This window comes from Shewanella sairae, assembly GCF_023283535.1.
Lineage (GTDB): Bacteria > Pseudomonadota > Gammaproteobacteria > Enterobacterales > Shewanellaceae > Shewanella > Shewanella sairae.
In genome coordinates this window covers 134,638-155,570 of the sequence record NZ_JAKILT010000001.1, presented here as the reverse complement: position 1 = coordinate 155,570, position 20,933 = coordinate 134,638, and the positions used below count along the sequence as shown (strand labels likewise).

19 protein-coding genes and 1 pseudogene are annotated in these 20,933 nt (G+C 41.6%); 11 read left to right on the top strand and 9 right to left on the bottom strand.

Annotation, left to right across the window (positions count from 1 at the left end; translation table 11 throughout):
* Positions 1-165 precede the first annotated feature (165 nt).
* Positions 166-486, top strand: a complete 321-nt coding sequence (locus L2748_RS00625) for a VF530 family protein (protein WP_220780596.1) — start codon at positions 166-168, stop codon at positions 484-486.
* 85 nt (positions 487-571) lie between these two features.
* Here the strand turns inward: L2748_RS00625 and L2748_RS00620 are convergent, their stop codons facing one another.
* From L2748_RS00620 to L2748_RS00590, 7 genes are all read right to left on the bottom strand, one after another.
* On the bottom strand, positions 572-1,375 hold the full coding sequence (locus L2748_RS00620) for a hypothetical protein (RefSeq protein WP_220780595.1): 804 nt from the start codon (positions 1,373-1,375) through the stop codon (positions 572-574).
* 106 nt (positions 1,376-1,481) lie between these two features.
* Positions 1,482-2,111, bottom strand: a complete 630-nt coding sequence (ribA, locus tag L2748_RS00615; RefSeq protein ID WP_220780594.1) for a GTP cyclohydrolase II — start codon at positions 2,109-2,111, stop codon at positions 1,482-1,484.
* Between the two features lie 213 nt (positions 2,112-2,324).
* Entirely contained in the window at positions 2,325-2,681 is a 357-nt protein-coding gene (locus L2748_RS00610) for a YibL family ribosome-associated protein (protein WP_220780593.1), read from the bottom strand.
* A 166-nt stretch (positions 2,682-2,847) separates the two neighbouring features.
* Positions 2,848-3,312, bottom strand: coding sequence for an anaerobic ribonucleoside-triphosphate reductase-activating protein (gene nrdG, locus L2748_RS00605; RefSeq protein ID WP_220780592.1), 465 nt, complete (start codon positions 3,310-3,312; stop codon positions 2,848-2,850).
* Positions 3,313-3,416: 104 nt separating this feature from the next.
* A complete protein-coding gene (gene nrdD / locus L2748_RS00600; protein ID WP_220780591.1) occupies positions 3,417-5,534 on the bottom strand; it encodes an anaerobic ribonucleoside-triphosphate reductase in 2,118 nt (705 codons plus the stop codon).
* Between the two features lie 411 nt (positions 5,535-5,945).
* Positions 5,946-6,629: a hypothetical protein gene (locus L2748_RS00595; protein ID WP_220780590.1), complete on the bottom strand. Its 684-nt coding sequence runs from the start codon at positions 6,627-6,629 to the stop codon at positions 5,946-5,948.
* 80 nt (positions 6,630-6,709) lie between these two features.
* Positions 6,710-7,162, bottom strand: coding sequence for a MarR family winged helix-turn-helix transcriptional regulator (locus tag L2748_RS00590; protein ID WP_220780589.1), 453 nt, complete (start codon positions 7,160-7,162; stop codon positions 6,710-6,712).
* A gap of 177 nt (positions 7,163-7,339) precedes the next feature.
* Between L2748_RS00590 and L2748_RS00585 the strand changes: the two genes are divergently transcribed.
* On the top strand, positions 7,340-8,338 hold the full coding sequence (locus L2748_RS00585) for an NADP-dependent oxidoreductase (protein WP_220780588.1): 999 nt from the start codon (positions 7,340-7,342) through the stop codon (positions 8,336-8,338).
* Positions 8,339-8,434: 96 nt separating this feature from the next.
* On the opposite strand, the gene rssA is transcribed toward L2748_RS00585, so the two are convergent.
* A complete protein-coding gene (gene rssA, locus L2748_RS00580; protein WP_220780587.1) occupies positions 8,435-9,427 on the bottom strand; it encodes a patatin-like phospholipase RssA in 993 nt (330 codons plus the stop codon).
* Positions 9,428-9,678: 251 nt separating this feature from the next.
* Between rssA and L2748_RS00575 the strand changes: the two genes are divergently transcribed.
* From L2748_RS00575 to L2748_RS00550, 6 genes are all read left to right on the top strand, one after another.
* Positions 9,679-11,025 carry a DEAD/DEAH box helicase gene (locus L2748_RS00575; protein ID WP_220780586.1) on the top strand — a complete coding sequence of 449 codons (1,347 nt, stop codon included), beginning with the start codon at positions 9,679-9,681 and terminating at the stop codon, positions 11,023-11,025.
* A gap of 310 nt (positions 11,026-11,335) precedes the next feature.
* On the top strand, positions 11,336-11,779 hold the full coding sequence (locus tag L2748_RS00570; protein ID WP_220783273.1) for a DUF3010 family protein: 444 nt from the start codon (positions 11,336-11,338) through the stop codon (positions 11,777-11,779).
* A gap of 170 nt (positions 11,780-11,949) precedes the next feature.
* Entirely contained in the window at positions 11,950-12,456 is a 507-nt protein-coding gene (locus L2748_RS00565; protein WP_220783272.1) for a M48 metallopeptidase family protein, read from the top strand.
* A 383-nt stretch (positions 12,457-12,839) separates the two neighbouring features.
* A complete protein-coding gene (locus L2748_RS00560) occupies positions 12,840-13,277 on the top strand; it encodes a hypothetical protein (protein ID WP_220783271.1) in 438 nt (145 codons plus the stop codon).
* Between the two features lie 1,559 nt (positions 13,278-14,836).
* The gene (locus L2748_RS24385; RefSeq protein ID WP_276521490.1) at positions 14,837-18,901 is read left to right on the top strand and encodes an RHS repeat-associated core domain-containing protein; all 4,065 of its coding nucleotides are present in this window, start codon (positions 14,837-14,839) and stop codon (positions 18,899-18,901) included.
* 1 nt (position 18,902) lies between these two features.
* The gene (locus tag L2748_RS00550) at positions 18,903-19,343 is read left to right on the top strand and encodes a hypothetical protein (RefSeq protein WP_248957659.1); all 441 of its coding nucleotides are present in this window, start codon (positions 18,903-18,905) and stop codon (positions 19,341-19,343) included.
* Between the two features lie 62 nt (positions 19,344-19,405).
* Here the strand turns inward: L2748_RS00550 and L2748_RS24525 are convergent.
* Positions 19,406-19,489, bottom strand: a pseudogene (locus L2748_RS24525) (IS3 family transposase); the annotation flags it as partial.
* Between the two features lie 100 nt (positions 19,490-19,589).
* Here L2748_RS24525 and L2748_RS00545 point away from each other — a divergent pair.
* The 3 genes from L2748_RS00545 to L2748_RS00535 are packed head-to-tail and all read left to right on the top strand — an operon-like array spanning position 19,590 to position 20,725.
* A complete protein-coding gene (locus L2748_RS00545; RefSeq protein ID WP_220782162.1) occupies positions 19,590-19,694 on the top strand; it encodes an RHS domain-containing protein in 105 nt (34 codons plus the stop codon).
* Entirely contained in the window at positions 19,657-20,370 is a 714-nt protein-coding gene (locus L2748_RS00540; RefSeq protein WP_220782165.1) for an RHS repeat-associated core domain-containing protein, read from the top strand. Before L2748_RS00545 ends, L2748_RS00540 begins: the two co-directional genes overlap by 38 nt.
* A complete protein-coding gene (locus tag L2748_RS00535; protein ID WP_220782161.1) occupies positions 20,354-20,725 on the top strand; it encodes a hypothetical protein in 372 nt (123 codons plus the stop codon). Before L2748_RS00540 ends, L2748_RS00535 begins: the two co-directional genes overlap by 17 nt.
* Positions 20,726-20,933 lie beyond the last annotated feature (208 nt).

Below are 20,933 nucleotides of genomic sequence, written 5' to 3'. Positions count from 1 at the left end.
CACAACGCAGAATTGATGAAGTAAATAAAGGGAGCGACATGGGCTCCCTTTTTAATTTACTCATGACTATTACCACTGCACTACTAACAATAAAGATCTGTCACAAATAAGCTGATATAATGCTCGCATACAAGTCAGTACCAACAAGACGATTGCAACAACATTATGACTCAAGCAAACAACCCGCTGCACGGCATTAAGCTCGAAGATTTATTAACCGATCTAGTCGACCATTACGGCTGGGAAGAGCTAGGTAGCCGCATTGATATCCGCTGCTTTAACCATGATCCGAGTATTAAATCTAGCCTAAAGTTTTTGCGTAAAACTCCGTGGGCAAGAGATAAAGTAGAATATCTTTATTTAAAAATGAACAAGCTACCTTTGCCTGCACCTAAAACATACAGTGATGAGCCCGCTGCCGCTAAGCCTGTGAAGCCAAGAAAACAATTGCCAGCTGCGAACATAAAAATCTGGGGCGATAGATAATCGCCTGCAAAATTGACGCTAATAGACTGGTTTATTTAACCAGTCTATTACAGATTGACCAGCATTAACTCAAATCAAATTATCGCTAAATCGGAAACTCAAATATCAAGCGCCATACCTCAACACCATCCCCTGCTCGATAGCTTAAACCAAAGCGCTCTATATTAATTAAGTCCCAGCCCACAGGTTTTGAAAAGGCGAACGTCATGCCCACTTCATAACTATTGGCCACTAACACATCGTCCTCAAAAGGCGTGGTAAACTTTAAGCGGTCAAAGTACCAATATCCGGCAACGAAAAAGCGCGGCTCAACTTCAACCCCTTTTACTTGAAAGTAGTAGTTTGTGCCAAAATCCACACCTGACTGCACTGCAGAATAGGTTTCACTGGAATGATCACTTAGCGTGGTATAGCCTGCAAAAAACACTCGATTGACCCAAACAGGCGACGTGTCACCTAATTCAAAGTCCATTAAACTCGACATACCCGCCGAGTAGATCATCACATCGTTGCCATTAGTGAAATTAGTACCAAAGCCTAAATCTGCATAGGTTTGAAATTCATGGGTATCAGAAGTCTTCACCCGATATTCAATACCTGGCGTAACCGTTAAGGTACCGACACTTGACGGAAACTCACCATCCGGCAAATCACTCCAAGTAAAATTGAAGAAGCCTAACGACACGGGCGTGTTGAGGACTAGCGATTCAGTGTCGCTACGCTGCAAGTCAAAACTTAGTGGGATATTAGCAACGGTAGCATTCTGACCAGAGGTGCGATACAAACCACTGCCTAAATAGTTAGCGAATGCATAGTGACTGTAGTCTGTTTCGGCCTTAACCGGAAGAGCAATAAGACTGAAGAGGAAAAGGTAAAGCAAACGGACCATAAATTGACTTTAAACTAAATTAAACTCTAATAGATAGCCCGAATATAGCGGTATAGCTGGGTAAAAGCCAAGATAATTGACGCATTTACCCATTACCCATTAATCATTACTCTTTACTGTCGTCCTGTTCGGTTTCAGTAAAGTGGTGCTCAGACATCATATGACCCAATTGAGTCGACTTAGTCTTAAGGTACGCTTCGTTGTAACGGTTCTTACCCACTTGCAATGGTACACGCTCAACCACTTCCAAGCCAAAACTTTGCATCGCTTTAACTTTACGCGGGTTATTGGTCATTAAACGTACTTTGTCGATACCAATTTTTTCCATCATCGGAATAATCATATCGTATTTACGCATATCCGCTTCAAAGCCTAAACGCTCGTTAGCTTCAACTGTGTTCGCACCTTGATCTTGCAATTCATAAGCACGGATTTTATTAAGCAGACCAATACCACGCCCTTCTTGACGTAAGTAAAGAATAAAGCCTTGGCCTTCTTCAGCAATATTTTGCATCGCCGTTTGTAACTGAAAACCACAATCGCAACGCAAACTAAATAATGCATCACCGGTTAAACATTCAGAATGAATACGTCCTAAAACAGGGACGTCTGGAGAAAATGTACCAAAGGTAAGCGCTACATGCTCCTTACCTGTCTCACTATCTTCAAAACCATGCATTTCGAAAACACCCCAAGGGGTTGGTAATTTTGAAGACGCGATGTATTTAATCGACATGAAAAAACCTTAACGACAACTCTCAATCCTTGAGACTGCAAACATCCTGATAAGAAAATAATTGCTTGAGACGATACTCTTGCTAGCCCTTTGATGCAATCGCACTATGATATAAGACATAAAACTTAACCATAGCCGATTCTCGGGCCAGCATAAGCTTACTGGCTAGTGATATCCATGAAGCGGCTCACTAAATGGATAACTAAAAACAGCTTAAAACTCTTTTGGTGCAAAACCTGTGACTTGCTTAATACCCATTTCACGGCCTAATGCCGTCATTGGGTGTACCACAACCAAACCTTTAACCGACTTTTTCAACTTACCCATGTCGGCTTGTTCAGCTTTAGTTAACACGCGGCTAAACTTAAGGCCAGCAACAGTGCCACCTTGTTTGCTTAGTTCACGGGTTTGCTGACCTTTAACGCTGCTAATACGCTTAGTGATTGCCGCAATCTCTTGCTTAAACTGGATCACAACCGTTGGATCGCTGCGCTTTTCAGCTGCTGCTAGCTTACGACGAAATTTATCTAACTTATCGTTGAGCGTTTGCAGCTCCTGCTTTAAATTCATTTATAAACCTTAAATTCAGATCTAAATAACACGTTTAGAAACAAAAACAGCACCAGTGAACTGACGCCGTTTTTCTATTATTGCCTTATTATAACAGCATATAAGCCAATTTTACCTAGGTTTATAAGTAATCGGCTCACAGAGTTTACCTTAGGGCTTTTGACACTTATCTTAAGTAGTGAATGATTTGGTTACTGCTGCCCCTAAAAACCAGGCTTGGATCAGCGAGTTCTTGCTCAAATTTACCGTCAACCACCACATTAACCAAATCAACTACAGCTTGCTGCTGTGACGAAAGTTCAGCCAAACGGTAACCCGTCCACAGCCAAATATCCTTACCCGGGCATTGCTCTTTAACTTGCTTTACCAAAGATAATATGGCGTCAAGATTTGCTGGATACAATGGGTCACCACCAGATAATGACAAACCACGACGCTTAATGCGCTCATCATTTAAGTCATCAACAATACGTTGTGCCATATCGGCATCAAACACATGCCCACTGCATGGATTCCAGGTTGACTGGTTATAGCAACCACGGCATTGATGCTCACAACCCGAAACAAAAAGCGTGGCACGAGTGCCGGGGCCATTAATAACATCTGTTTGATAGTATTGATGATAGTTCATAATTGATTCCAGCTAGAAAACAAAAAAGGTGCTGAACACAGCACCTTAATTTTAGCTAACACCTATTGAAGCATTAGCCGTTTTACCTATAGTTGGTATAAGTACTATAGGTGCTTAACGCGGCGCTTAACTTCTTCTTGCTTACCGTAGTTAAACGGTCTTGCATCAGGGCTACCTAGGTAACCACATACACGGCGGGTTACCGATACACGGCTTGGCTCATGGTTACCACATTTAGGACACGTAAAGCCTTTACTGGTACAGCTAAACTCGCCAGTATAACCACAATCGTAACACTCATCGATTGGCGTGTTAGTGCCGTAATAAGGCACTTTGTGGTAACTGTAATCCCAAACGTTTTCTAGCGCTTCAACGTTATTTTGCATGTTAGGGAATTCGCCGTAACAGATGAATCCACCGTTAGCCAATTCTGGGTACGGCAATTCAAAGTCAATCTTGTCGTACGGGTTCACCTGCTTTTCAACATCCAAATGGAAGCTGTTAGTGTAGTAACCTTTAGCCGTTACGCCTTCAACAACACCAAATACTTTAGTGTCAAGCGCACAAAAACGGCTACATAGGTTTTCACTTGGCGTACTGTAAAGGCTAAATGCATAACCTGATTCAGCTTTCCAGCTATCAGTTGCTTGCTTCATATGCTTGATTACGGCAATGGCTTTTTCACGTAGCACTTCGCTATCGTAAATATGCTCTTCAGTGCCATAAAGTGCGTTAATGGTTTCATGTAGACCAATATAGCCAAGCGAAATCGATGCGCGACCATTTTTGAAGATCTCCGACACATCATCGTCAGCCTTTAGACGCACACCACATGCACCTTCCATATAAAGGATTGGTGCAACGCGCGCTTTCACACCTTCAAGGCGAGAAATACGAGTATCAAGTGCTTTACGAGCCATGGCTAAACGCGCATCTAAAATGCGGTAAAACTCAGCTTCATCGCCTTTTGCTTCTAACGCGATGCGCGGTAGGTTCAAGCTAACTACACCTAGGTTGTTACGACCTTCATGTACAAGCTCACCATCTTGCTCATAAGTGCCTAAGAAACTGCGACAACCCATTGGCGTTTTGAATGACCCAGTCACTTTTTCTACTTGCTCGTAGTTTAAGATATCAGGGTACATGCGCGTAGAAGCACACTTAAGCGCCAATTGCTTAATATCGTAGTTGCAGTCGCCAGCTTTGTGGTTAACACCATCACGAATAGCGAAAACAAGTTTAGGGAATACCGCTGTTTTACGGTTCTTACCCAGACCAGCAATACGTACCGTCATCATAGACTGCTGAATTAAACGAGATTCCCAAGATGTACCTAAACCAAAACCAAAGGTCACAAACGGCGTTTGACCATTTGCAGTGTGCAGCGTATTAACTTCATACTCTAAAGATTGGAACGCGTCGTGACACTCTTTTTCAGTTTGCGCAGTCGCAAATGATTTAGCGTCGCTAATGCCCCACGTAAGCGCGACTTGGTAATGCTTGTCGTAGCTCTTAGCAACAAATGGTGCTAACACTTCATCGATACGGTTAATAGTGGTGCCGCCATAGATGTGGCTTGCCACTTGCGCAATAATTTGCGCCGTCACCGCTGTTGCCGTTGAAATTGACTTAGGCGTTTCGATTTCAGCGTTACCCATTTTAAAGCCATGAGTTAACATGCCGCTTAAATCGATAAGCATACAGTTAAACATTGGGAAGAAAGGTGCGTAATCAAGATCGTGATAGTGAATTTCACCTGACTCATGAGCAGCAACGACATCTTTAGGCAGGATATGACACTTAGCATAATGCTTAGCCACAATACCCGCTAATAAGTCACGCTGAGTCGGGATAACTTTAGAGTCTTTGTTAGCGTTTTCGTTAAGTAAAGCTGCGTTGCTTTGCTCAACTAAACCACGGATCTCTTTATTTAAACGACTGCTTACTTCACGATGAGTATCGCGATCATGACGGTACTCGATATACATGCGTGCAAGGGATTTATATGGGCCTTCCATCAGTAAGTTTTCAACAGTATCTTGTAAGTCATGGATCTTAACTTCATCCAATTCTGCGACACTTTGTTTTACTTTTTCTGCCACTTGTTGTGCGTATTCAGCGCACTCAATGCCTGCCGAGTTAGCAGCTGCTATCACGGCATCTTTAATCCTTGTTTCGTCAAAAGGCGTACGGTAACCATCCCGTTTAATAACCACTGGCATTGTATAAATCCTCTTCAGCTCTCGTTACTAAGTAACACTATATATAGTGCCACTTTTTCAATACATCACAATATGTGGCGCATTAAGCTATAAAATCAGATTGAGTACTTTGATCCAGATCATGATTTTAAAAGAGGAAGACAATAAGAAAACAGTTCTGCCAATAAACACACTTATCTCAAATTATGCGCTTGACGAAGACTGTTAACAGCGATAGTGACAGGATAATAAAGGTATAAATTGTGGATAAAAATATGAAAAATAAACTCGCTAACTTGAGCTGTGCTCGCAAGCTATTGGATGGGCTAGAAAAGCTTAAATGTACAAACAAACAATAAAAACATCGTGAAGCAAAGCGCAGCAAAATTAGCTTACTAAAAGCCAACTCAATGCCATAAAAACCATGGCAGTTTAATGTCGTTTAGCTAAAGCGAGGTAACTATTAATCTGACCATTTTCTTGTTGGTGCTCTCCCGTCATAGAGGTTAACTGCATGAGCGATTTGATCCCTTGATAGTGATTTCTTTGCTCATCGGTTAATGGCCTGTCTGACTGCAGCAATTCCGTTATCTGACTAGAAACACGATTAGCCTTTTGAGCAACAAGCGGAGACTGTGACACATCCATCGCGCCCATAACCCATTTTGCATCATCTAACATCTGTGCCATCTTTTTATCTTCTTCTGAGTCACCCAAAGCGGACCGCTGCTCATCTATAAAGCCAAATAGCGACTGTTCACTCGCAGGGGGAATATCAAAGCCGCTGTTAGACAGGCGATTAAGCTGACCTTCTGACAAAATGCCGTCTTGATATAAACGTTGAATTAACTGTGGCAGTTGCGCCGAAGTGAAGTTACCACCTTTAAAGAAGTCATTAGCCATGGCTTCTATCTTTTGTGCACGTTCAGCACGACCAGACAACACTAAAGTGTTGTCTTTGGTCGTCAAGTCACTGGCAGCGGGATTAACAGGCTTGGCACTTGCGTTAGCGACGCTAGCAGCATTGCCGACATTTGACTGACCGCTATTCACACCATAGGCGTCAGATAACGCATTGTTGTTGATTGACTGGTTAATACTGCTCAGTGGATTCATTGTCAAAAAGCCGGCGTAATCGTTAGATAGCTTAGCTAAAGCATTTAACGTGCCGACTTATCAACTTTAAAAACAACTGCTTACTTTTGCGTCAACTCATGAGTTAAGTTTAAACATAGCTGCCTAAGTTGTTCAACGGCTTCAGGCTGCATATCCACTTTGTCTAATAGCGTCTGCTTCAGCGCTAAGGCTTCAACTTGCAGCTCAAGCCCGGTCACAGTCAGAGCTATGACTTTTTTACGCTCATCAGTTTCATCGGCTAAACGCTGTAAAAAGCCTTTTGCTTCTAGTCGTTTAACGATTGGGGTTAAGGTTCCCATATCTAGACGAGTTGATTGCGATACTTGGGTTAAGCTAACTCTGTCTTGCAGCCATAAAGCTTGCATCACCAGATATTGTGGGTAAGTTAACTCATAGCGCTCTAGTAACGGTCGATAGGCACGCATTAACGCATTTGCCGCTGTATATAGCGCAAAGCAAACATTGTCAGAAAGGCTAGCATTCGCTTGGGAATTTTGCGGATTATCAGTCACAACGCATAAACTTAAGTTAGGTGAGATAGCGCTAATATTACCTTACATCAAAGGTTAACACTAGCAAGCTGCCATTACTTACACGCAAATACTTTGCGCGCAAAGCATTTGCAATGTTAATTTGCTTTGCTTATGATGCCCCTAATTACTTTGCGCACAAATAAATTAAGGAAAGATATGAAATCTCAAGTGATTCAACTCAAATCTCGCCCTGAAGGCATGCCAACAAACGACAACTTTGACCAAGCAGAGCTAACACTAGCAGCCATTAAGTCCGGTGAGTTTTTAGTTAAAAACCTATGGATGTCGGTTGACCCTTACATGCGTGGACGCATGATAGATAGAAAGAGCTATATCGCCCCTTTTGAACTAGGTAAAGCATTAGAAGGCGGCGCAATTGGTGAAGTGATTGAATCGCTCAATCCAGATTTCCCTGTGGGCAGCAAGGTCAACAGTATGTTGGGCTGGCGCAGCCACTTTATTACCGATGGCACTGAAATCACTCGCCTGCCAGACACACCACTGTGTGAATCACACTTTCTTGGGGTGCTCGGTATGCCAGGCATGACCGCATGGACAGGGCTTAATCGAATTGCCGAGTTAAAAGCGGGCGAAACCTTATTTGTATCTGCCGCCTCTGGCGCGGTCGGTAGCGTTGTGACGCAAATTGGTAAACTAATGGGCGCACGTGTGATTGCATCCGTAGGTAGCGATGAAAAGGTCGAGTATCTCAATAAGTTAGGTATCGATGCAGTGATTAACTATAAAACCTGTGGCGATTTAGACGCCGCACTTGGCGAAGCCGCACCAGAGGGCCTTGACGTTTATTTTGAAAATGTCGGCGGCGAGCATCTGAGCGCAGCACTTAATCATATGAAAGATCACGGTCGAATCGCCGTGTGTGGCATGATTGCGCAATATAATGATACCGCCCCTACGCCAGGACCAAGTAACCTTGCACAGATCATTATCAAGAAACTGAAAATTGAAGGTTTCATTGTATTTGAGCATTGGGATCATTACGGCGAGTTTGCAGCACAAATGGGGCAATGGTTGACTGCAGGCAAAATCCATGCAGAGCAAACCATCTATGAAGGCTTAAGCCAAGCGCCAGATGCCTTTATCGGCCTATTTGAAGGCAAAAACCGTGGCAAGATGGTAGTTAAATTAGGCTAGTCAAATATTCACAGTGAATATTTAAAGAGCAAAAAGGCGCTATTTGCGCCTTTTTAAATTTTACAACAGCATCTTTCAATAGCACATGGTCCGATTCTACGATCTCACAATGTCAGTGGAATGCTGTGCAAGCGCCGCTTCAATTAAGTGCGCCACTTTTTCAACAGCCGCTTCACCGGCAGCAATGGCTTCTTCAGCACGATGAAACTCCATGGTGCCAATATCACCTAAGTCAGGCACAATGCAGATATCAGGCGGATCGCCCATCAAACGCGCGCGCTTATGGCGCTGCTCTAAAATATCCATTGATTGTGACATCACAGCCAGCATACCTGGGTTAGGGTTTTGCGGCGCATCGGCTTTACCACCAAGAGAAAACTTCTCGGTTAAGCCTGTAATGTAATCACGGCCTCGAGCCAATAAATCAGTAAAACCATTATCTTGGTGCTTTTCTGCTTCTTTGACTTCTTCTACCGTTGGTTTATCGCTTTTCATATTCACCGGCAATACTTGCATACGGCCTCGCTTTAAGCCATGTAAGTCAACAGCGATCACCAAGTCAACGTCCATTGCACGGCTAACCGATACCGGCACAGGGTTAACCACCGCGCCATCAACTAACCATCGATTACCTACTTTTACCGGCGGCAGAATACCCGGCATTGAACACGATGCTCGCACTGCGTGGCGCAGATCACCTTCGGTAAACCAAATTTCTTGCCCCGAATACAGATCGGTTGCCACCGCCGCAAACGGTCTTTTTAGATCGTTAATTTGTAAGTCGCCAATACGTTTTTGCAGCACGTCGAATACACGCTCACCGCCAATTAAGCCACCGCGGCCCCAGCTCAGGTCCATTAAGCCTAAAACGTCCCAACTACTAAAACTACGAACCCAATCTTCAAGCTCTTCAAGATGATCATTAGCATAAGCAGCGCCGACTAATGCCCCAATCGAACAGCCAGCGATTTTATCCGGGTAAACGCCCATCTTTGCTAGGCCATTAAGCACGCCAATATGCGCCCAACCTTTAGCCGCGCCACTGCCTAACGCTAATCCAATTCGTACAGCTTGTTTATTTGTCGACACTCTTTAATGACTCCACAACTCAATTTAACCAGCAGGCACAAGGTTTAATCCTCTGCAGCTTACCAATGAATATTGCTTAATTTCAGCTACAAGGTAATCAGGCTTAAACCTATTAAAAGCAAACTTACCTGCAAAGAAGCGCATTTTAGCAGATATATCGCCAAGTGAAGTACAAAGTTGATGGGTATTCGTAGCGTAATCGCAAATCTGTAGGTTATAATACGCGGTCGTATCATTTATGGAGTACACCTTTGCAATTTACCGATTTCGCACTGGATCAACGTCTGTTACAAAGTCTAAAGCACATGGGCATTGACACCCCAACAGAGATCCAAGAGCAAGCCATTCCTGTTGCCTTAGCGGGCAAAGACTTAATGGCGTCTTCTAAAACAGGCTCAGGTAAAACATTAGCCTTTTTATTGCCGGCGATGCAAAGACTGATTTCGTGTAAAGCATTGAGTAAGCGCGATCCGCGTGTGGTAATTCTATTGCCGACCCGTGAGCTTGCCACTCAAGTGTACAGCCAACTACGTTTATTAGTTGCCAACACTCAGTTTAAAGCCACTAAAATTCTAGGTGGTGAAAACTTTAACGATCAAGCAAAAGCCCTAGCCCGTGACCCACATTTTGTTGTGGCAACCCCAGGCCGTTTAGCCGACCACCTAAAACAGCACCATCTGCACCTTAATGGTCTAGAGCTACTGATTTTAGATGAAGCTGATCGTATGCTTGATTTAGGTTTTGCTGAGCAACTAAAACAAATTAACGCTGCCGCTGACCATAAACGTCGTCAAACCTTAATGTTCTCGGCAACCTTAGATCACGGTGATGTTAACGACATCGCTAACGAGCTATTAAAGTTCCCTGAACATGTAGCAATTGGTGCGGGCAACCTAGAGCACAAAGATATTACTCAGCGTATTTTCTTGTGTGATCACTTAGATCATAAAGAAGCGCTATTAACGCGTATTCTTAAAGAAGAGCAGCAAAAGCAAATCATTATCTTCACTGCAACTCGCCAAGATACTGACCGTTTGGCAAAGAAATTAGCTGATGATGGCTTTAAAACCGCATCACTAAGCGGTGAGCTTAAGCAAAACGCGCGTAACCAAATTATGGATGAATTTAGCCGCGGTCTGCAGCAAATTCTAGTGACAACCGATGTGGCTTCACGTGGTCTAGATTTGCTTAACGTATCTTTGGTCATTAACTTTGATATGCCAAAGTTTGCTGAAGAATATGTACACCGTATTGGCCGTACAGGCCGTGCAGGTGCTAAAGGCGATGCAATCTCACTGGTTGGTCCTAAAGACTGGGTCAACTTTACTCAAGTGCAAACTTTCTTGAATAAAACCTTTAGCTTTAGCGAGCTTGAAGGCCTTAAAGCTAAGTTCTGCGGCCTTAAAGCCAAAACGCCAGCTAAGAGTAAAGCCAAACCTGCAGCCGTTGCTAAAAAGAAAGCCGCAACAGCTAAGAAGAAAACCGCTGCAAAAGCTGCTGCAAACCGTGATAGACGTTTTGCAACTGGTGTTGATGTTGGCGATGCGCCAATGCTTAGAAAACCAAAATCTAAGCTACAAGACACACCAGAAGATTAAGCGACAAGCTTTTATCTGATACACGCTTAATTATAAAAGCCGCAGTGAGTCATCTCACCGCGGCTTTTCTTTAATGGGCTAATTCTAAGAGCTCGTAGAATAGTGATTACGTCAATAAATCCCCCTGATTTTATCGTAATCACAACGACTTATTTTCTGCAAAACATCAGCTAAATATGCAGTAGTAAACTCGCTAGTAATCACTTAAAAGAAAAATTTGATTTGAATACATTAGAAAGCGCATTAAAACGCTGACCGTTTCAAGAAATAGCGTTACAATACAGCTAATATTGTTTTTTTAAGGTTTATCATGAGAGTTTGTGGCGTAGAGTTAAAAGGTGGCGAAGCCATCATCAGTTTATTAAGTTATGAAGGCGAAACGTATAACGTGCCGGATTGCCGTCAAAAGTCGTTCGCGATTTCAAACTCTGAAAGCACTGAGACCATGCGTGAATTTCACTTTGCTTTTGGTAAGTTGATTGAAGACTACCGCGTTGATGAAATTGTTATCATCCAACGTGAGCAAAAAGGCAAAGGCGCAGGTAGCGTGACTAGCTTCAAATTAGAAGCATTGATTCAAATTCTACCAGTTACAGTATCAATTGTGTCGCCAGTTGCCATTAAAGAGCAGCTAAAGCGTAATCCACCACAAGTTGATTTTGAAGGTCTAGAGCTTAAGCGTTTCCAAAAGAACGCATTTGAAGCCGCTTATGCTTTCCATAACATGACTATCTACAAGACTGACGAAGAGTAAGCATATCCGCTAACAAAGTAGAGACTATTGGGCGCACTAAATTGCGCCCTTTTTACATCTTAAACATCTATTTTGAAAGCGATATCTAGAGGCTATCGTTTAAAGTGGTGCCTCTTTTCAATGTAAAAAATCAACACCTTAAAACCAACTTCATAAAGTTTAAGTCAAACATGCAGCCACTCAAATACCTAGCCGGTTACTCAAGCGATATACAAGACCAAGTTCAAAGCTTGATAGATCAAGATAAGCTTGGGCAGTTCTTACTTAAGCGCCACCCTGAGATCCACGCGATTCGTACAGATAAAGCCCTGTATGACTACACCATTGACATTAAAAACCAGTATTTACGCAAATCCCAACCACTCTCAAAAGTGATTTTCGACGATAAAATTTCACTGAGCCACCAAGCACTCGGCCTGCACTCCTATGTTGCCCGTAAGCAAGGTGCCAAACTGAAAGCTAAAAATGAAATTCGTATCTCTTCACGGCTGAAAAAAGTCCCTGAAGGACTATTAAGAATGGTGGTCGTGCACGAACTAGCTCACTTAAAAGAGAAAGATCATAATAAATCCTTTTACCAGCTCTGCTGCCATATGGACGGCGATTATCACCAGCTTGAGTTTGAGTTAAGGCTACTGCTCACCTTAATTGATGCGGGTAAAAACCCGTATAGTTAAGCCTTTTAATGTCCAACACTATGGCGCTTTCATAAAAGCGCTATTACATTCTCTTCAAGTGCCCTACCTTATCAACCAGATTAAAACCTTTGACAACACGGATGTACGACAGACCACTTAACGGTTTGAATAATAGCAATAACTAATCTACACCAACCTTAACGATAATGATTTTCATTTAATTTAAATTGCATTACACTCACCATATTAGTACAGCGCTAACGACTCAATAGTGGCCAAATCCTGGCCGTGCTGCTAATAAATTTTAATCGTTAATATTGCGACTTAGTCTTAAGCCCCCTCTCAAGCAACGCCTTAAGCATAAGCGAAGTTAGCACTGCTGTTTTTTAGATTGATTTTGTTTTTATTTTAGGTAATTGATGATGAGTGATGAGTTAGTTAAAAAGCAGCAAAAATCACGCCGCAAGCTGGCAAAGTACCAGCAGAAAATCAACTATTACGCCGAGCTTAGCAACAGTGATATTTCGCTTAAAAAGCGCGCCGCAAAACTGTGTAAATATCGCCTCAAAATAATCAAACGTCAGTTAAAGCTTAAACGTATAGAAGCAAAGATTAATCAGTTCTCAGCCTACACTAAACTCATTCCAGCAAACGATGGCTTTAGTGCAGGTGTTAATCTGACTAATATGTCTAACACCGCAGGCACAAGCCATGCTAACAACAGTATCTATACCGTTAAGCATTCAGCTCAAATCAACCTGTACCTGCCTTACAAAGCCAAGCCTTGTCAAAGTTGCCCCGCCCTACGCGGTAAAGCCTGTTTATGTGCGATGAAAGTCCAGCAACGTAAACAAGCTTAACTTTAGCCTTAAAATGAAGCCTTATTACATCTTTCTGAGCTGTGGCTACAGGGAAATGTGTTCTGTATTTTAGCTTCATGGTTGCTAATCGCCTGCCGCGGGTGCTGAACAGGGTGTCCGAATGTCGTGGTCACATGGTCAATGATGTTCCCTACATCATAATGACATTTCCCATATCCCTATGGGTCAGATGTGAATGAGCGACCTCATGTGCAGACACAGCTGCGAGACGCTACTACGCCTGACCTCCATGGACGGAGGGAATGCCAAATTCAGCATGGAACAGAATTGGCCTTGCAGGCTCAACGAAAACAAACAATATCCCTATTTAAACGCCTTTTCGGCATCCTGCCTCTCGTTCGAGAGCTTGATAACTTCGTTATCTCTCACCTTGTTTTCAACGGCTTCAGGCGTATCTGCACTGAATAATTGGTGTACTCATTTAGGTTAGTGTTTCTTGGTGTTTAACACGGAAATCTCCCATTACAGTTTAGAGTAATCAATCATTCACGTCCTTTCCATGTGGATTCGCGATACAAAAACTAATGAAATAACGTATGAGCATTATTGGCATTTCTCTTAAACACATAACGGCTTAATTAATCAGCTTTATACTCACTTTCAGTTGTTGGTAGTGCCTGAACAGTCCCAGCCTGACTAGGGCTTAACTGCATTATTTCCTAAATAAAATGAACCTCTTGCCGTTAGCCTGATCTCCCAAAGTAATGATTCGGAAGCAGAAAGATGGGAGAGCCTAAGTAAAAAATAACCAACTGGTCTCAGTACAATAAAGGGGGAATTACTCGTAGGTCTTTACCCTTCAGGGGTGATGAGCAAGCCATTAAGGCTTGCGATTTACCGAACATCATGATCGCCTTGGGCGAGGGTTGATATTGCTATTGAAACTGCGGTGTTGTTAAAGGCGTATTCAATTTATCACTGCAAGCACTTTACCATTAACAATTGAGAATCTAACTGCAAAGGATTCTCTCGATTTAGGAGTAAGGTTGGTTAAATCAATCAAAAGGATGATAATCAAAAACATGTAGTCTAAGGTATTGTTTTTTTTAACTTAGATATTGCATCATTAAAAATTATCATACATGGATGTTGTATCAAATGAAATTCAAATGCCTATTGGCCCTGCTCACCTTACTTTTATTTCAATCACCTTCTTATGCTGGCGCTTTCAAGTGTAAAACAATGGACTTTAATGGCTCTTCACCTGGATTAGGCCACTATGCCCCTTGGAGTTTACTACCTTCATCCGAACCACCCGTGGACGAGATGAAAGGCGAAGAGTACATAAAAAAGTTAATGTATCCTGAGCAACTCACAAATTACTACACGGTCTACAGTAGTGATGACTTTTTGGACACTCTTAATAAGTGCAAGGCGTTCGCTGAAGAAAATATGGATCATGTTGTCCGTGCAGCCTCTATGGATATGACGGATCATACCGGTCAGAAGTACGTCATATCATATCGGACACTAGAGGGTGAGTTCTTCCCAATGAGTTACCCTTCCCCTATAGACGGGTACTATCAAAATGTTTTTTGATGGGGCATTGGAGTTATCACAACGCGCCATACCAGTTGATTTATTACCATATGGTTATTGATAATGATTCTCGATATGGTGATGGAAGGCCCTGGGGCGGAACAGCCCTTCCTTTTGTTATCAGTTTTAACGATGACGATTGTGATGATGGCTGCCCAATTGAAAATGGAATTGATGCTTATAGAGGAAGTGTTCGTCTCTCTTTAGACTCGAAGTTTGTTAATCCCAATAGCGCCAAGCTGTATGCTGCGCAACCCAAAACCGCTAGTAGCGCTGAGTTATTAAACTTTATCTATGAAACTGACGTTACTACTGAATCTAGGCCTATAGAGGATATTAAGGCTCATTGGATAAACAGCAAAGAATACCGAGCCTCTTCCGGTAAAAACCCTTATACCGATGAATCATGGAAGTCTTATGACTGGCAGACTGAAAACCCTCAATCGATAACACTGTGGAGACCTGATAAAACTAAAGTCTCGTTTTTCAAAGTTAAATATGGTCCAGCAGAAAACTGGATTTCGTCTGGCGGTAGTCAGCAGGGGTCTTTGGAAGGGCAAAATGGTATATACACCTTCACCGCCAATAATAATGACAAAGAATATTATAGTTTTGGACGATTAATTAAAATAAAAAAGAGCAATGGTGCCATTATCACCTATTCCTATACCGCTGACTCAATGTCGTACACGGTGAAGAAAGGGGTTGAGTCTCAGGCTGAGCGGACAATATCCCGTGAAGATACAGCATCAGGGTACCAATACAGCCTAGGGCACGAAGGGCAAATTTACTCTTTTGTATTTGATAGCAAAAATAGGCTTATTTCGTCGAATAAACCCACCGATGAGGAAGGAGTTTTTTCTACGGTTACTTATAAGTACGAAGACCACCGAAATACACAGCTATTAACATCAATTATTGATGAAAATGGCAATATGGTTTTATCGTATACCTACGATGAATATGGCCGAGTAGAAAAAACAAGCAATGATAGTTTGGCCCCACCCGTTTCGGTTATTTATGGTGATAATGGCAAGCGAACAGTTACGGATAGTAAAGGCGATATAAAAGAATATCTCATTGAAAATGGGAGAATCGTTCAGGTTAATTGCGCAACGTGTCAGGACGCCATAAGGCTGCGTTTTTATGAAGGAGGAGCCGGTGACACGCTAAAAATAACGAAAGATTATAACAACACTGTCACTTCAATATTAATGTCGTATGGCTTCACACAGAAAATCAAAAAAGAAACCGAATATGGCCAAACACAATCGGTAAGCTATGTTTGGGACAAAGAAAGCAATTTACTTCAATCAATTATAAGAAATGAGCAATACCAAGATGATGAAGGGGGGAGTGATGGCTTTGACTGTGATGAAGTTAATGAGTGGGCAAATTGTGATGTTGTTGGTGGCCCACTGGTAAATACCGAAAAATCTGAAGAGCAAATAACCAGCTTTGAATACAACGAAAGAGGTTGGCTGACTAAACGCATCACCAATAATGAGCGCGAAGTGAGCTATGACTATGACGATTTTGGCAATATAATCGCTATCGATGGCCCCAGAATCGATGTAGCTGATACGGTGTCGATTGATTATACCGCTAAAGGTTTCAAACAAACATTAACCAATGGCTTAGGGAATAAGGTATTTGATGTTTTGTCTTTCGATGCTTTTGGCCGACCATTATCTGTCAGTGATGCAAATGGTTTATTAACTCAATATCGCTATAACGCTCAGGGACAAATTACCAGAATCAAATCTGACGCAGAAGAGGTTACGCTAACCTACGATAAAGCTGGAAGATTAATTAGCAGAGCGACTAAAAACGGCCTAACTCTCAATTACGAATATGATAATGCCTCAAGATTGGTCAAAACGGCAATTCAAGACGGCAGTGCTGAGTTGCTCACTAGAGATAGCCGAGGGAATGTAATTGAGCAACGCTATGTAGATAAAACGGGGCAGCAGACATATCTACAAAGGTATACCTATGGTCTCCATTCAGAATTGCTCAGTCATCACGCTTTGAATAATACGACATCATACAGTTACAACAACAAAGGAGAGGTTATTGCTCTACATGATGTTAATGGTAATAGCCAATCAACAGCGCTGGATGGTTTTGATAGACCGGTCACCATAGTCAACAAACTAGGGAATAGAACTCAGTTTGGTTATACTTCATCCGGTAAGCTCTCAAATGTTATCGACCCCCAAGGTAATACGACGACCTATCAATATAACTTGTTTGATGAAGTAGAAAAAATTGTCAGCCCCGATTCCGGCGTAACGCAGTTCAGTTATGATGATTCGGGAAATCTCACTTCAAAAACTGATGCCAGAAGTATCACCACAAATTTTCAATATGATGCACTAAACCGTATTTTAGAACTTAGTTATTTAAACTCTAATGAAAATATCAGCTTTAACTATGATGATACGACGAATGGTAATTATGGCATAGGTAAGCTGACCAAGGCCGTAGACCAAAGTGGTAAAACGCAACTGAAATATAACCAACTGGGGCTATTAACTAAAGAAACAAATCAGATAGATGGTAAGCTGTTTTCGACTCAATATGGTTATGGTGAACAAGGGCGGCTAGATACATTAACCTACCCTAGCGGAACTCAGTTGGATTATCTCTATGACAGCATGGGACAGCTAACCAGCGTGAATGTAACAAAGCAAGGGGTTACAACGCAACTTGCAAATGAAATCAGCTATTATCCTTTTGGGCCATTAAAACAAATGACATACGGTAATGGTCTTGTCTTACAAAAGACATACAATACAGATTACCGAGTGACTGAGCAAACGATAGGTCAACACAGCTCTCTGAATTATGTTTATGACAATACCAATAATATTACCGAAGTCATCAATCAACAGCACACAGAACTTACTCAAGAGTTCAGTTACGACCTATTGTCACGTCTTGTTGCAGATAAGCGTGGCGGATGGAAATACAGCTATGATGATGTGGGTAATCGCTTAAGCCAAGTCTCTACTACAAATGCCGAGACAACGTATCAGTATTTGCTAAGTAATAGACTAAAAACAATTAACGGACAAACTCTGCTTTACGATGAAATGGGAAATACACTTAAAAAAGGCAATATGAGCTTTAGTTACAACCAAGCGGGCCGCTTAGCAGACATGAGTGAAGCCGCTATAAGTGCTCAGTACATGTATAACTACCAAGGTGAACGTGTTTCTAAATCTGTTAACGGAGTGAAACAGTATTATATATACGCTCCAGACGGCAAATTAATCGCTGAAGCGGATGTCTCAGGAGTTATCACCAAAGAATATGTTTATTTACATCAAGCGCCTTTAGCAATGATGACACAGGAAGCAACTTATTACTTCCACAACTCTCACCTGAATACACCAATGAGTTTAACGGATAGTCAGCAGCAAGTGGTTTGGCAGGCAAAATATGATGCGTTTGGTAAAGCGAGTATAGTAAGTCAGGGCATTGAGAACAATTTACGCTTTCCGGGACAATATTACGACCAAGAGTCTGGATTACATTACAACTACTTTAGGGATTACGATCCTGAATTGGGTAGGTACATTCAATCTGACCCGATTGGTTTAGCTGGTGGTATTAATACATATGCTTATGTGGGTGGCAACCCGATTAACTTATATGATTTTTTTGGTCTGGACCCTAACTTAAACTTAGTAAAAAAGGGAGATAGGGATTGGCGATATATGTTTAGATATGTAAACCCTACACCTAATGAGTTTTCTGTTGGGGCACACGGAGATACTGATGGAGCCGGTCCATTAGATTATAGAAATGTGATTCTTACACCTGAAAAGTTATTGGAAAAAATGAAAGATGCTGGTTATACAGGTAATGAACCAATCAAAATTTACGCCTGTTCAACTGGTAAAGGAGGAGACGATTCATTTGCACAAAAGCTTTCAGATTTAACAGGACAACCTGTGACAGCCCCTACAGATTTGTTTAATATTGATAATTATGGACGCCATAGCATATCGAATAATGGGCAATGGGTGAAATTTAATCCTAATAAAGGTAATTAAAATGAAGTATTTTAGGTGTGCTTTAACCTTATTGTTCGCACTTTTATCGAGCATTGTTTTTGGTGATGAATTAAAGAAAGAAGGTGCGTTAAAGCTAGGCTTAAAAATAGAAAGTATCGAACTTCCTAAAGAATATAACACAAGCTGTTCAACGGTAATTGTTAATTCACCACTACTCATTAAGGAGTACCCAGAACTTGATGAGTTTAGTGTAAATGCTGAGGTATTTTCCAAAGATACTGAGAAGTTGTTGGTATCTACATTTTTAGATATTTCTCAGGATAAGAAAGAAAAAGAAAACATTGGCATGGGCTGTTTGCCAATAAATACAGACTTTCGAGTAAAGCTTACTTTTAATTATCGTCCTAGCAACTCTTTGTTTAGTTGCTCCAAATCCTTTGTAATAGAAGATTTAAGGGTTTGGTTGAAAAACGATAAATAGTTTAACAACTTTTGAATCCAAAGCCTCGCTAGTGAAGTGACCTCGTTAAGTTGGACTCATGTCTAAGCGGCTACCAAGGTCTGATTTCGATATGCTATCGGACTCAGGCCTTTAAGTTTCAGCTTAATTCGTTTGAAATGATAATAACTATTACATCCATTATTATTTAGCAAATTAATCGCTGAAGCGGATGACTCAGGATGTATCACCAAAGAATATGTTTATTTACATCAAGTGCCTTTAGCAATGATGACACAAGAAGCAACTTATTACTTCCACAACTCTCACCTGAATACACCAATGAGTTTAACGGATAGTCAGCAGCAAGTGGTTTGGCAGGCAGTTTGGTAAAGCGAGTATAGTAAGTCAGGGCATTGAGAACAATTTACGCTTTCCGGGACAATATTACGACCAAGAGTCTGGATTACATTACAATTACTTTAGTGATTACGATCCTGAATTGGGGCGCTACATTCAATCTGACCCGATTGGTTTAGCGGGTGGGATTAATACATATGGATATGTTAAAGGAAACCCTATCAACGCTACAGATCCTTATGGGCTAGAGACTTGGGGTTTTTCAGTTGGGTTTGGTTACACAACCAATAGTGGTGTGTCGTACGGTGGCTCAGCTACATTTGCATTAGATAGCAATGGTGATTTTGCCGTTTTAGCCAATGGAGAAGGTGGTGTCGGTGGTTTCGGTAAAGGGCTATCATTATTTGGAAGAGGTATGTTTGGTTTTGGTGACAATACTATTGATACTCTTAGGGGGCTAGGTGGTTCTTTTTCCTTTAATAAGGGCGCTTATTCAGGTTCGGTAACTTTTCCTCATAAAGCTAACCAATGCAACCCTTGGGATGAGAATGGTGGACCTCAGTCGTATCCCCCAGTTGTTGAGTTTGGCTGGGGTCGTGGTAAGGGCGCATCAATGACGGGAGCATTTGGAGATATTCAATTTCGTTGGAGTGGTTTAGGTGATCTTGGTAGATGGATAGGAGGTGGTGTATATGATCTCACTCACTAGTATTATTCTATTAGTTTTTGTCCTTACGGCTTGCTATGCCTTTTATAAAGACTTAAATAATGAGATTTGGAACAAACTCGTTGATAGCTTTCATAGTGATTCAATCAGCTCATCTAAACAGGCTAGTATACAAGCTGTTTATTTTAAACTGAATAATGACTCATCATTTGATCATTTTAATTCAATGAATGTATGTCGTAGTGAGGAAGGTGTGCTTATGTACCCAACTATTAATCATTATTTCTTGAAGCCTATTTTTATACCTTGGACTGAAATGGAAAAGATCTCTGATAGTTTGATAGGTAACAAGGAAGAGTACAGGTTGGCAAAGCTAGATCTTACATTAAAATTTTAGGTTCAATTTTGAATCCAAAGCCTCGCTAGCCGGGGCCTTTTATTGCTTTACATCAAGAACAAGCAGCACATTGTTTTACATAGATATTCTGAATTGTTCGTTTAAAGTTTATGGCGGTAAAAACGCTTTATATAGTCAAGGGTAAATAAACATGAAAAAGAAGTACTTTGAGAAACAGCTAAGTGTCTAAGAAATTAGGGGCTTACCA

What these genes read in the sequence shown, in the direction of transcription:
- L2748_RS00625 (WP_220780596.1), top strand. Translation starts at nt 166, where the DNA reads ATGACTCAAGCAAACAACCCGCTGCACGGCATTAAGCTCGAAGATTTA.
- L2748_RS00620 (WP_220780595.1), bottom strand. Translation starts at nt 1,375, where the DNA reads ATGGTCCGTTTGCTTTACCTTTTCCTCTTCAGTCTTATTGCTCTTCCG.
- ribA (WP_220780594.1), bottom strand. Translation starts at nt 2,111, where the DNA reads ATGTCGATTAAATACATCGCGTCTTCAAAATTACCAACCCCTTGGGGT.
- L2748_RS00610 (WP_220780593.1), bottom strand. Translation starts at nt 2,681, where the DNA reads ATGAATTTAAAGCAGGAGCTGCAAACGCTCAACGATAAGTTAGATAAA.
- nrdG (WP_220780592.1), bottom strand. Translation starts at nt 3,312, where the DNA reads ATGAACTATCATCAATACTATCAAACAGATGTTATTAATGGCCCCGGC.
- nrdD (WP_220780591.1), bottom strand. Translation starts at nt 5,534, where the DNA reads ATGCCAGTGGTTATTAAACGGGATGGTTACCGTACGCCTTTTGACGAA.
- L2748_RS00595 (WP_220780590.1), bottom strand. Translation starts at nt 6,629, where the DNA reads ATGAATCCACTGAGCAGTATTAACCAGTCAATCAACAACAATGCGTTA.
- L2748_RS00585 (WP_220780588.1), top strand. Translation starts at nt 7,340, where the DNA reads ATGAAATCTCAAGTGATTCAACTCAAATCTCGCCCTGAAGGCATGCCA.
- L2748_RS00570 (WP_220783273.1), top strand. Translation starts at nt 11,336, where the DNA reads ATGAGAGTTTGTGGCGTAGAGTTAAAAGGTGGCGAAGCCATCATCAGT.
- L2748_RS00565 (WP_220783272.1), top strand. Translation starts at nt 11,950, where the DNA reads ATGCAGCCACTCAAATACCTAGCCGGTTACTCAAGCGATATACAAGAC.
- L2748_RS00560 (WP_220783271.1), top strand. Translation starts at nt 12,840, where the DNA reads ATGAGTGATGAGTTAGTTAAAAAGCAGCAAAAATCACGCCGCAAGCTG.
- L2748_RS24385 (WP_276521490.1), top strand. Translation starts at nt 14,837, where the DNA reads ATGGGGCATTGGAGTTATCACAACGCGCCATACCAGTTGATTTATTAC.
- L2748_RS00550 (WP_248957659.1), top strand. Translation starts at nt 18,903, where the DNA reads ATGAAGTATTTTAGGTGTGCTTTAACCTTATTGTTCGCACTTTTATCG.
- L2748_RS00545 (WP_220782162.1), top strand. Translation starts at nt 19,590, where the DNA reads ATGATGACACAAGAAGCAACTTATTACTTCCACAACTCTCACCTGAAT.
- L2748_RS00535 (WP_220782161.1), top strand. Translation starts at nt 20,354, where the DNA reads ATGATCTCACTCACTAGTATTATTCTATTAGTTTTTGTCCTTACGGCT.